The 11,772-nt window shown below is 61.5% G+C and carries 10 protein-coding genes; 8 read left to right on the forward strand and 2 right to left on the reverse strand.

All coding sequences use genetic code 11. The annotated features are described in order from the left end of the window. The 5 genes from ABIZ35_RS25425 to ABIZ35_RS25445 all read left to right on the forward strand — a co-directional run. On the forward strand, positions 1-560 hold a 560-nt coding region (locus tag ABIZ35_RS25425), incomplete at its 5' end, for a hypothetical protein (RefSeq protein WP_348222738.1). A gap of 17 nt (positions 561-577) precedes the next feature. Beyond that, positions 578-2,620: a tetratricopeptide repeat protein gene (locus ABIZ35_RS25430; protein ID WP_348222739.1), complete on the forward strand. Its 2,043-nt coding sequence runs from the start codon at positions 578-580 to the stop codon at positions 2,618-2,620. An 8-nt stretch (positions 2,621-2,628) separates the two neighbouring features. Next, positions 2,629-3,399 carry a PilZ domain-containing protein gene (locus ABIZ35_RS25435; protein ID WP_348222740.1) on the forward strand — a complete coding sequence of 257 codons (771 nt, stop codon included), beginning with the start codon at positions 2,629-2,631 and terminating at the stop codon, positions 3,397-3,399. 329 nt (positions 3,400-3,728) lie between these two features. Continuing rightward, positions 3,729-4,700 carry a DMT family transporter gene (locus ABIZ35_RS25440; RefSeq protein WP_348222741.1) on the forward strand — a complete coding sequence of 324 codons (972 nt, stop codon included), beginning with the start codon at positions 3,729-3,731 and terminating at the stop codon, positions 4,698-4,700. Between the two features lie 51 nt (positions 4,701-4,751). Next, positions 4,752-7,217 (forward strand): response regulator, encoded by a 2,466-nt coding sequence (locus ABIZ35_RS25445; RefSeq protein ID WP_348222742.1) that lies wholly within the window; start codon positions 4,752-4,754, stop codon positions 7,215-7,217. Positions 7,218-7,222: 5 nt separating this feature from the next. Here the strand turns inward: ABIZ35_RS25445 and ABIZ35_RS25450 are convergent, their stop codons facing one another. Together ABIZ35_RS25450 and ABIZ35_RS25455 are read right to left on the reverse strand one after the other, a co-directional pair. Continuing rightward, complete coding sequence (locus ABIZ35_RS25450) at positions 7,223-7,939, reverse strand: DUF3298 domain-containing protein (protein WP_348222743.1); 717 nt, start codon at positions 7,937-7,939, stop codon at positions 7,223-7,225. 107 nt (positions 7,940-8,046) lie between these two features. After that, entirely contained in the window at positions 8,047-8,193 is a 147-nt protein-coding gene (locus ABIZ35_RS25455; protein WP_348222744.1) for a hypothetical protein, read from the reverse strand. A 290-nt stretch (positions 8,194-8,483) separates the two neighbouring features. Here ABIZ35_RS25455 and ABIZ35_RS25460 point away from each other — a divergent pair, with 290 nt between their 5' ends. The 3 genes from ABIZ35_RS25460 to ABIZ35_RS25470 all read left to right on the forward strand — a co-directional run. Beyond that, a complete protein-coding gene (locus tag ABIZ35_RS25460) occupies positions 8,484-9,566 on the forward strand; it encodes a mannose-1-phosphate guanylyltransferase (protein WP_348222745.1) in 1,083 nt (360 codons plus the stop codon). 36 nt (positions 9,567-9,602) lie between these two features. Further along, the gene (locus tag ABIZ35_RS25465) at positions 9,603-10,715 is read left to right on the forward strand and encodes a DegT/DnrJ/EryC1/StrS family aminotransferase (RefSeq protein ID WP_348222747.1); all 1,113 of its coding nucleotides are present in this window, start codon (positions 9,603-9,605) and stop codon (positions 10,713-10,715) included. A 47-nt stretch (positions 10,716-10,762) separates the two neighbouring features. Further along, positions 10,763-11,772, forward strand: a 1,010-nt coding sequence (locus ABIZ35_RS25470) for an NDP-sugar synthase (RefSeq protein ID WP_348222746.1), incomplete at its 3' end; no start/stop codon positions are given.

Genomic DNA, 11,772 nt, shown 5'->3' on the forward strand with positions numbered 1-11,772 from the left:
CGCAGCGTCCGTTCCAGCAGCGCGTCGCGAGCTCTTATGGCAGTCAGCCCGGCCAGCTGCCGCCGCTGCAGCTGCACGCTATTCCCACGGAATCGAACGGAATGCTCGCGCCCGCGCCCGTCTCAGCGCCGCCGATCGCGGCTTCGCTCGAATCGATGCCGCGCCACACAGTTGTGGTGTCGGGTCTGGGAAACGGATCGAACTCTTCAAACAATACACAGAACTACAGCGCGCAGGACAACAACGGCGGACAGTCGCCCTCCGGCGCAACTCCGATTATTCGGATCACAGTGCATGACGGCGGAGACAGCTCCGACTCTTCCAGCGTAAACCGATCCACCTCCAGCGGGCGATCGTCGGAAGGCGGCGGCGGCGACGGCTTCCAGCAGATGGCGCTTTCGCTGCAATCTCAGGGCAACTACCGCGGCGCGCGCGCCGCTTATGAAAAGGCGATCCGCACCTACAAAGCCGACATTGCCGCCGGACGCAACGCGGAGTCGGCGCAGCGCGGCTTGCAGGCTTGCCAGACGGGACTTCAGATTTGTCAGCAAAGCGAATAAGGCTCCGACACGCCGCAATGGCGTTCGCTTGTACTTTGAGCGTCGCCGCCTCCACCGGCGCGCAGGGCGCCTCGCGACGTCCACCGCCCACGCTCGTGCTTTTTACTCAGAACGCGGGCGACCGTGACGATTTCGCAGGCCTTCAGGCGCTGCGCTCCAAGCTGCGCGCAAACGGCCGTTTCGATGTCTTGACCTACGACATCGAGGCGCCCGCTCTGAAGCGCGCCGCCGCGGACGCCCATCATCCCGAATGGACCACCACGCCCATCACCACGGATGAAGACCGTCAGGCGCTTTCCAAAGCGCTGGGCGCATCGTTCTACGCGGTCGTCACTCACACCAAATCGTCCGACCGCCCGGATGTCCAGTTCGTGGACGTATTAGCGCCAGCGCACATCTGGACGGTGACCGGCAAAAAGATGGACGCCGCCGCCGACGCGCTCACCGACGACGCGGCGGAAGCCATTGCGCAGCGCGCGGCCCCCGCGCCGCCTGTCGTCGCCGTCACACCGCCTGAACCACCCGTGACGACTGTTATACCGACGCCCATCCCGCCCGTCACGTCTGCGCCGACGCCACCCGTGACAGTGACGGCTCCGCCCGCAGTCGCAGCCAATCCCGCCCCAGAACCTGCCGCGCCAGTCATTGTCGTTAAGCCGACGCCCACCGTCACTGTCACGCCGCCCGTGGCTGCCGCGCCGGTGACACCGCCAGCGCCAGTGAAACCAGCGGCTGTTCCGCCTGTGGTCACGATTGCTCCCGCGCCTACGGCCACCGACGTTACTCCGGCCCCTACACCGCCTGTCGTCGCCGTCACTCCAGCGCCTGCGCCAGCAGCGAAGCCAGACACGCCTCCCGTTGTGGTAGCCGCCGTCCCCACGCCGAAGCCGACCGTAACTCCAGTCACGCAAGAGCCACCCATGACCGTCACGCCGCCGGCAGCTTCTCCCACCATAACCGCGACCGTGGCGCCAGACCCAGTGAAGACCAATCCCACCCCCGCAGCGCCGCCCACGCCGCCGGTCGTCGTCGCCACCAAGCCTGCGCCGGGCAGCGGCGACGCCGTGGAGCCGCCGCCGATTGTCACGGTGACCGTAGGCGGCGTTCTACAGAATACCGCTCCCAATCCAGGTGGCGGCGACGACGTCATCGCGCGGCAGATGGCGGCGGTCAAGCCGCTGATCGGCCGAGGCGACGCGGCGCTGGCGCGCGGCGAGGTGGCGATGGCGATCTCACTGTATCGCCAGGCCGTAGACGGCGCGCCCCGCGCGGCGCAGCCGAGGCTGGCGCTCGCGCAGGCGTATCTTCAGGGCGGTTTCCGGGATAAAGCGCTCGACGAAGCCAAACGCGCGCTGCAGGTCTCGCCGGACAGCGTGCCCATCAAGGAATTTTTAATCGGCCTTGACGATGAGAACGCTAGCTCCGAAGGATCCGTAACGCTTTACACAGCGCTTGTCACGAAAAACCCGCAAGATGTCTCGGCGCATATCGGGCTTGCCGACGCCTATTGGAACGATGGGTCTCTGGATCAGGCCGAAACAGAGTATAAGACAGCGCAGTCGATCGAGGCGGCGACCGGCGGTCACCGGGCCGTCACGCAGCTCGCGCGAATGTACGGAGCGCAGTCGCGCTACGCCGACGCGCAGGAAATGCTCGCGCAGCTGGGAGCCACCCGGTATCCGATGTCTCTGAGCATTATCAAGAACCGCGCCGATGCTCTGCTGACCGGGCTTTCCACGGCGCGCGAAGCATTTGACGCGAAGAAAAGCTCGCACGAGCAATTCTACGACACCGCGAAAAAAGTGGCGGCCGACGCGCAGGCGCTTGCAGAATTTGTCCGCAATGTCACCCCGCCCGCCGCGCTCAAGCTCTCGCACCTGCATCGACAGCTCGCGGTCAATCTGATCGCTCAGGAAGCCGCCGTGCTGATGACCTATATCGAGACCTCCGACGCCGACCAGGGCGATAAGGCCGCTTCCCTGGAAAAATCCGCACAGAGCGAGATGCTTACCGCGAAAGCAGGCGAGCAGAAAAACGGTCTCGGCGCGGAAGGAAGCTAACAAACGCCATGGACTTCTGGAAACTTTGGACTCCGATTGAGGAGCAGCCTGCGCGGACGTCGTCCCGTCTGCCTACGGTCGGCGAAGCGGTGCGGATCCAGCTGGCGCAGGGCGATCGCGTCGGCGTATATTACGCGACGGTCCGCATGGTCACGATGCGGCGTCTCGTTCTGGACACCGCCGAACAGGGGATCTTCGATCCGGAAGGCGTCTGGGATACGGCTAAGACCGAAGCGCCCGCCTCCGGCCCCGCCGGTCTGGCGTTGCCGGCGCGCGCCGCAGTCGTCGTCTCGTTCGTCCGGGGCAGCGGCTTGTTCAAGTTCTCCACCCGAGTCGTCGGCTCTAGCCGCTCCGCCACGATCACCATCCTGCGTCCAAGGCAGGTAACTCAGGTGCAGCGACGCGAGTTCTTCCGGCTGCCGCTGCACGCGCCGACCTCGTTTCGCGTGTCGTCACGCGGCGGCGACGGCTCCATCCGCATGGCGGGACGCCTGGTGAACATCAGCGGCGGCGGAGCGCTGCTCGCCGCCCCGAAGCCCATTCCCGGCGGATTGCGTGTTACGGTACGCGTTCCCGCCGGAAATGACGGTGAGCAGATCGATGTCGAAGCTGAATCTCTGGACTGCCATATTGCCTCGCAGGGAACCAGCCGCATCTATCTCGTCCGCCTTGCGTTCCTCGGGCCGCCGGAGATGTCGGAAGACGATCGGGAGGCCATCATCGCCTACATCTTCGAGCAGCAGCGGATCGTATTGCGCAACCGAAAGCTGATGCGCTGATGCATCTGGCGGCCTCAAACGGCCGCTCCTCTCACGCCAGCGATGATTTTCACCCGGGCAAAAAAAAACCTGCCTCCGGTCCGCGTAAAGCGGATCGGCTGCAGGCTCCGTCACAGCTGACGGATGATTAAAAGGAGGACATGCGCTAAATGTTACTACGCGCACTGTTCCTCGTAAGTTCCCGGATCACGAAAAATTGTATAAGTTTTTCGCACGAGACTTTTATCCCCATCGTCGATTACCTTCCGCTTGCCTGATTGTAATCGAATGTTAATCCCTTAGAGGCGGCTTTCGTTGACTTCGTGTCCGCCGTCGCGTCAGAATCAAGTATGCAACGCAACGCCGTCCGGCGCGATCCATCCGACCCACCCGATCCTGCCCAGCCGGCTCCTCCATCCGCCGTCGCTCCACGAGTCACGCCCGTTGCCGCCCTCTTATTGATTGCAATCAACATGATCTGGGGGGCATCGTCCTTCGCTGGCAAAAGAGCCATGGATGGCGGTTTCCCCCCCATGATGCTCGCCTTTGCGCGCTTTACGCTATCTGCTGTGCTGATGTACGGTGTGGCGGGAGTCTGTAAAGTCGATCTGCGCGTCGCGCGTCGTGACTGGGGACGCTTCTGGGCGATGGGCGTGCTGGGCCTCGCGCTGACTTATCTGCTTTACTACGCAGGCCTTAAGCACACGACGGTGGCGAACGCTTCGCTGCTCATGGCGACGGAGCCCGTTTATCTCGCCATTCTCTCCTGGATTTTGCTGCGAGAGCCAATGCCCCTGACCAAGGCGCTAGGGATCGCGGCGGGTCTCGCGGGAGTTCTTCTGATCGTCTCGCACGGCGATTCGCTGCTGCACTGGAGCGGAGGAGAGCTGGGCGGCCTGACGATCGCGCTGGCGCTGACCTTCGAGGCGCTCTCGTCGATCGTCGGCAAAAAGCTTGTTTCGCGCTACCCGCCCATGGCGGTGATCACTTACCAGATGGCGGCCGGCGCGATCGCTTTGACGCCGTTTGCCCTCTGGGAGCTGTTCACATCGGCCAAGCCGATCGTACTGACGACCGGCGCGCTCTGGAGCTTCGCTTATCTCGTCATTCCCTGCACGGTGCTCGCGTATACGATCTGGTTCACGCTGATCAAGCGAATCCAGGTCAGCGAAATCTCCGTGTTTCTGTTTGCCCAGCCGCTTTTCGGCGCCCTGATCGGGGCGGTCGTTCTGCACGACGCCATTACCCCCCAGGCGATTCTGGGCGCCACGCTCGTCGTACTCGCCATCGGACTCATTCAGCGCCGCCGCCCCGGAGCGTGACGGAGACCGATTTCCTCCAGTCCACCACAAAAATCGCCGATAATCATCCTCGTGAAGTTATCAGTAGAAAAGCAAATATTCCTTGGGTTCGCGCTGACTTTCTTTCTGCTCGTCGCAACGGGATTTTTCGCATACCGATACACGCGCTTTTATTTCCAATCCGAGAAATGGGTGTCGCATACTTACGAAGTGCAAGGAGAGCTTCACGGGGCTCTGAACTCCATGGAATCCTGCGAGGCGGCGTCGCAAGCGTTTGCTGTTACCAACAGCAAAGTCGCTTTTCAAGAGCGCAAACGCGCATCGCAAGAGGTAGCGCTGCATCTCGACCGCATCGCTTTTCTTACGCGGGATAACCCACGGCAGCAGAGCCGGATACCAGCTCTGCGTCAGGCCGCTCATGCGCGTCTCCACAGTTTAGAGAACATCGCGCTGCTTCACGAAACGCAAGAACAGGCGGCGGCTGTGCGGGAGATCGGCGCCGGTGAAGTGGTGATGGCGCGTTTCGCAAAGATGATCGATAAAATGCAGCAGGAAGAAGACATTCTGCTGCGCAGCCGGGCGGAAACTTCTCAGGCCAACAGCGCCTTGATGCAGCTGGGACTGATTTGCGTCATCGGGTTTGCATTTCTTCTGTTAGTATTGCTGTTCATTCTCATTCAGCAAGATTTGAAGCGCCGAAGCAGCGAAGCGTTGACCCTTCAATGGGCGCATGACGAATTGGAGCGCCGTGTCGAGGAGCGCACGGAAGACCTACGCGTCAGCAATTTGAGTTTGGAAGCCGAAAACTCAGCTCGAATGCGTTCCGAGGAGGATCTCCGCCGCGCGCACAGCGATCTGGAGCGGCGGGTGCGCGAGCGCACCCGCGCACTTGCCGAGCAGAAGGTTCAGCTGGAGAGGCAGGCTCTGGAGCTTGTGGAGGCGCGCGATCAGGCCATTGCGTTCACGCGGGCGAAGTCCGAGTTCCTCGCCAACATGAGCCATGAAGTACGCACTCCTATGAACGGCGTCCTGGGCATGACAGGTATTTTGCTGGAAACGCCGCTGACCGCCGAGCAGCGGGACTACGCTCAGACCATCCGCAGCAGCGGCGACGCCTTGATGGGAATTATCAACGATATCCTCGACTTCTCAAAGATCGAAGCCGGCAAGATGATGATCGAAACGATCGACTTTGATCTGAGCGACCTGGTCGAAGAAACGCTGGACCTCTTCGCGCCGCAGGCGCGGGAAAAAGGGCTGGAACTCGCCGCGTCGGTCCCCACCGATTGCCCGCGACTTTTGCAGGGCGATTCCGGACGCATCCGCCAAATCCTGAGTAATCTCCTGGGCAACGCGCTCAAATTCACCGACGGCGGCGAAGTGGTGCTCGAAGTCACGGTGCTCGGCAATAACGAGACGCGCGCCAGGCTTCGGCTCTCCGTACGCGACACCGGCGTTGGGATCGCCCCCGCCCGGCAGGCCGCAGTTTTTGAAAGTTTTACACAGGCCGATGGAAGCACCACCCGCAAATACGGCGGGACGGGGCTGGGCCTGACGATCTGCCGGCAGCTGACGGAGCTGATGGGCGGCGCGATCGGCGTCGAAAGCGCGCTCGGCCAGGGCAGCGTCTTCTGGCTTGAACTGCCTCTGACGAAACAGCCGTATGCGCCGCTGACCGAGCAGGATATGCCCCGGTCGCTCGCCGGACGCCGTGTTCTCATCGTCGACGACAACGCGACAAACCGAACGATCCTGCGCGAACAGCTGCGCTCCTGGAACTGCGAGCCGATTGTGGCGGAGTCGGGACAAGCAAGTCTGGAACTGCTCACCTCCACAACGGAGCCGATCGATCTCATTATTCTGGATATGATGATGCCGGAGATGAATGGTCAGGAGACGGCCGACGCGATCAAAAACAATCCGAAGCTCGCCGCGATTCCGATCGTACTGCTGTCGTCGTCGAACCTGATTGGCAATGGCGCCGAAATGGCGCGGCGCGGATTTACGGCGTCTTTAATGAAACCCGTGCGCAAGTCCAGTTTATTCGATGCTCTGATGACGGCGCTCGACACATCCGTGGATGCAGGGCATCCCCGCCTGCTTCTTACGAAGACAATCGCGGGCGCCCCCATCGGTCTGCATATCCTGCTGGCGGAAGACAACGCGATCAATCAGAAGGTCGCGATCCGGATGCTGGAGAAGATGGGCTGCCGTATCGACGCCGTCGGCAACGGATTGGAAGCCATGGCCGCGCTCGCCCAGATCCCATACGACCTTGTGCTGATGGACATCCAAATGCCGGAAATGGACGGGTTCGAAGCGACCGCCCAAATCCGGGCGCGCGAGAATGGGACCGGACGGCGCACGCCAATCGTCGCGATGACCGCGCACACCATGTCGGGCGACCGCGAGCGCTGTCTCCTCGCCGGCATGGATTCCTACGTGGGCAAACCGATCAAGCCAGCCGAACTGCGCGCCGAGATGGAGCGCTGGGCGCTCGTCATAAAACCGCCGCTCTCGAAGGCCGTAAACGGCTGAAGCAATCAGCGCGCGGGCACAAGCTCGCGCCGGAAGTCCGGTCCTAAATCGGCGAACTTAAGCTTGATGTCCACGGGACCGCGTGCGTAGGAAGCGACTTCATACGGGTTGAACCAAAAACGCAGTCCGTCGGGTTCGACTGTAAAGCGATTGAGCTGAGCGGGAGAAAGCTGAGCAACCTCCCGGATGAACTCCGCCCGCTCGTCGTGGTGCAGCTTGTACATCAAGGTCTTCTCGATCTGCGCGCGATAATCCGAGCCGTCTTTAAAAAAGTCCTTGAGATATATACGCTGAGGCTTGCCGTCGACCAGCGCGAAATTATACATCACCCGATAAGAATATCCGTGCGCGCCGCCGGTGTATTGATAGAACTCCAGGGCGACGCTGTAAAGCCCCGGCTTCCAATAGCGCTGATACGCAGGCGAGACATCGTACCCATAAGGATTTTCCTGGGGTTCTTTCGCCGTCTCACGCAGCGCCATCTGAATAAACTCCGCCTGTTCCTTGCGAACGTCAGCGGCGATCGTATAGTTCGCCAGCGCCGCCAGCGGCGTTCTGTCCATCAGGACCGGGTATTTCGTGGTGGCGTCGTAACGCTTGCCACGCTCGGCATGGATCGTCCGCGTTCGGATCGGCGTCTTCGCCGCAGCGAGTGCGCCGTACGAGGACGCAAGCACGGCTGCCGTCACGGCAAAAGAGAGTGAACGCGTGGATAGCCGCATAAAGTCCTCCAGAGCTTTGGAAATGGAGATTTGCGCTGAGCAGCGCAAAAACAGAGCCTGGGTACTGTATCACGCAGGGGTCAGCGATGTCAACGCCTTTGTCGGCGTTAAGCCGCCATCGTTTCCCGCCCGCCTTGCAGATCGGCGACGCCATAGTCGCCGTTATCGCAGCGATGGGGAATGACGATATCCGTCGTATCCTGCTCGTGCACCACTCTCACGAGCAGCATCGCGGCCTGAATATCCTCTACCATCACAAATTCCCGGCCGCCGCATAAGCGGCACTTATAGATCAAAACTCCCTGCAACTGTTTTCGCCTTTCGTAAAGTCTTAGTTTTCTTGATTTTCCATGAGCGATGGAACGCGTATAGTATGCCCGCTTGCGGAGAGGATTAACCCACGAAGATTTACGCCGTCATTTGTCCATCGCGGATATTCTGAACAGCCTCCCTCGCCCTTCCCCCAATTGACAGGACTTTGTGAAATTTGGTACACTCTCAAGCACGGCATGCACAGCGCCGACACGCTTGAGGAGCCCTATCCTTGTCGAAATCCAACATCGCCGTCGTGATTCCCGCAGGCGGCGGCGGAACGCGCCTTTGGCCGCGCAGCCGTCAGACTACCCCTAAGCAGTTTCTGGATATCGTCAGCCGCCGCACCATGCTCCAGGAAACTGCGGACCGTGTGGAGGCGCTGATCGAGCCCGCGCAGCTCTTTATCATCACCAACGCCAGGCATGTCGCCCCCGTGCGCGAGCAGCTTCCGGAAGTTCCGCCCGAGAATATCGTCGGCGAGCCCCAGGGACGCGATTCCGCTCCGGCGATCGGAGTAATGGCCGCGCTGATCGAGCGCGTGCGCGGCGAGGACACCGTGATGGTGGTTCTGCCCGCCGACCATGTCATTTTGCGCGACCGTGTGTTCCGAGACATTTTACTCGAAGCCGCGAAGGCTGCGGAGCAGGGCTATCTCGTCACCGTCGGCATCCAGCCGACCGGACCCGATACGGGCTTTGGGTATATTCAAAGCGGCGCGGCGATCTCTGAGGGCTCGCCGGCGCTCACCGTTGCCCAGTTCCGGGAAAAGCCCAAGCGCGAAGTCGCCGAGGAGTATCTGGCCCAAGGCGGCTTTTATTGGAACGCCGGCATGTTCATCGCGACGGTGAAGACGCTGCGCTCGCTGTTCCAGACGCATCTGCCCCAGTCCGAGTCGGGGTTCATCGCCGCCGCCGAGGCCCTGCAATCAGGAGACGCCGAAGGATTTGCCGAGCACTTCGCGACGCTGGAAAAGATCTCTTTCGACTACGCCATCGCCGAAAAGGCGGACAAGGTCGCGGTGGTTCCCGCCGATATCGGCTGGAACGATGTCGGCTCGTGGGCGCGTCTCGCGGAAGTCCTCAGCCATGAGAAGCACGTTTCGGAAAACGTCGTCATCGGCGACCACATCGGGGTAGACACCACGGGCTCGCTGATCTACAGTCCTCACCGGCTGATCGCGACGATCGGCCTGGAAGATATCATCGTGATCGACACTCCCGACGCCACGCTGATCTGCCCGAAGTCGCGTTCGGAAGACGTCAAGCAGATCGTCGAAACCCTGAAAGCGCGCGGCGCGCACGATTTACTTTAGCAGCAAAGGCAGAACGATCTTTTGGAAGATACAATTATCAAGGCGGGAATGGCGGACTTACAGGCGCAGCACGGCGCCCTGCGCACGGAGCTGACGGCGGCGTTCAATGAAGTCATGGACAGCTGTCAGTTCGGCCTCGGCCCGAACGTCGCGAAGCTGGAGGCGGAGATCGCCTTCGAAAGCGGCACGGAGTTCGCGCTGGGCGTGAACTCGGGCACCGATGCGCTGCTGCTCGCGATGGAGGCCCTGGGCATCGGGCCGGGGGATGAAGTCATCACCTCTCCCTTCACCTTTGTCGCCACTGCCGAAACGATCTGCCTCGCCGGCGCCACTCCTGTCTTTGCCGACATCGATCCCTCCACGTTCAATCTTGACCCCGAAAAGACCGCCGCGAAGATCACCTCCAAGACTAAGGCGATCATGCCGGTGCACCTGTTCGGCCAGCTGGCGGACATGACGAAGTTTGGGGAGATTGCGAAGTCGAACGGCCTTCACCTGATCGCGGACGGCGCGCAGGCAATCGGCGCCTCGCAGGGCGGCCGCAAGATGGGCGAGTGGGCGGAGATCAGCACCCTCTCGTTCTTCCCCACCAAGAATTTAGGCGCGTGCGGCGACGGCGGCATGATCCTGACCCCGAGCGCCGAGATCGCCGAGGAAGTGCGCGTTTTGCGCTTCCATGGCTCCGGCGGCGGCTACATTTACAAGCGCGTCGGTTACTGCTCGCGTCTCGACGAGATGCAGGCCGCGTTCCTGCGCGTCAAGGCCAAGCGACTGACCGCATGGAACGACGCGCGACGCGCGAACGCCGCACATTATCTGGAGCTGCTCGGCGACCTGGAAGGCCAGATCACCCTGCCGGTCACTCTGCCCGGCAACCATCATGTTTTCCATCAGTTCACCCTGCGCGTGCCGAACGGGCGCCGCGACGACCTTCAGAAATATCTCGCGACGCGCGGCGTCTCCAGCGCCGTTTACTATCCGCTCTCCCTCCATGTCCAGCAAGGCTACGCCCAGCTGGGATACAAGCAAGGCGATTTGCCTCAAAGCGAGCTCGCGACCCAGGAAGTTCTCTCACTGCCCGTGCATCCCGACCTTAGCCCGGAACAGATCGCGCACGTCGCCGCCTCCATCCGGCGGTTCTTCGAGTAATACCACATCAATCCAGCAGTAACTCAAGTAAGCATAAAGGACAGAGAATGAAGGCAATGATTTTGGCTGCGGGCGTCGGCTCGCGTCTGGACCCCCTGACACGAAACGTCCCCAAGCCGATGGTTCCGATCGTCAACCGTCCCGTGATCGAGCACCTCATCGAGAAACTGAAAAAGAGCGGTTTTGACGAAATCGTCATCAATGTCCACTACTTGGGCGGCGTGATCCGCGATTATGTCGGCGACGGCTCCAAGTTTGGCGTAAAGATCCATGTGGAGCAGGAAGACCAGTTGTGGGGCGACGCCGGCAGCCTCAAGCGCGTCGAGGCCCATTTCCAAAACGAAACCTTTTTGGTAATCGGCGGCGACGACATCTCCAATATCGACATCTCCGGCCTCGTCGCGTTCCACAAGGACAAGAAGGCGACATCGACGATCGCCACCACCCTCGTGGACGATCCTTCCCAGTTCGGCATCGTTCTGACAGACGAAGACGGCCGCATCAATCGGTTCTTAGAGAAGCCCAAGACGGGCGGCGCGTTCTCCAACACGGCTAACACCGGCGTGTATGTCTTCGAGCCCGAAGTGTTCTCGCTGATCCCCTCCGGCGTCGCATTCGGCTTCGGCAACAACGTCTTCCCCGCGCTGCTGGAGGCCGGCAAGCCGCTGTACGCCTTCCACACGCAGAGCTACTGGCAGGACGTGGGCAACCTCCAAGTTTATCGCCAGACGAACTTCGACGCCATCAACGGCAAGGTTCAGCTCGGCATGCCCTTCACGGAGCAGTCGCCCGGCGTCTGGGTCGGCGAAGGCGCCCAGATCGATCCGTCGGCGACCTTGGAAGCCCCCGTCGTCATCGGCAACAACAGCGTCGTAGAAGCCGGCGCGAGCCTGCTCTCGAACACGGTCCTCGGCGACAATGTCCGCATCGAATCGGGCGCCACGCTGAGGAGCACGATCCTCTGGGAAGGCGCGAGCGTCGGCGCGAACACCTATGTCGAGCGCTGCGTTATCGGCGTCGGCGCCACGGTCAGCTCCAACGTCGGCGTATTCGACGC

It is taken from the genome of Capsulimonas sp. (assembly GCF_039929585.1).
Classification (GTDB): Bacteria; Armatimonadota; Armatimonadia; order Armatimonadales; family Capsulimonadaceae; genus Capsulimonas.

What these genes read in the sequence shown, in the direction of transcription:
- ABIZ35_RS25430 (WP_348222739.1), top strand. Translation starts at nt 578, where the DNA reads ATGGCGTTCGCTTGTACTTTGAGCGTCGCCGCCTCCACCGGCGCGCAG.
- ABIZ35_RS25435 (WP_348222740.1), top strand. Translation starts at nt 2,629, where the DNA reads ATGGACTTCTGGAAACTTTGGACTCCGATTGAGGAGCAGCCTGCGCGG.
- ABIZ35_RS25440 (WP_348222741.1), top strand. Translation starts at nt 3,729, where the DNA reads ATGCAACGCAACGCCGTCCGGCGCGATCCATCCGACCCACCCGATCCT.
- ABIZ35_RS25450 (WP_348222743.1), bottom strand. Translation starts at nt 7,939, where the DNA reads ATGCGGCTATCCACGCGTTCACTCTCTTTTGCCGTGACGGCAGCCGTG.
- ABIZ35_RS25455 (WP_348222744.1), bottom strand. Translation starts at nt 8,193, where the DNA reads ATGGTAGAGGATATTCAGGCCGCGATGCTGCTCGTGAGAGTGGTGCAC.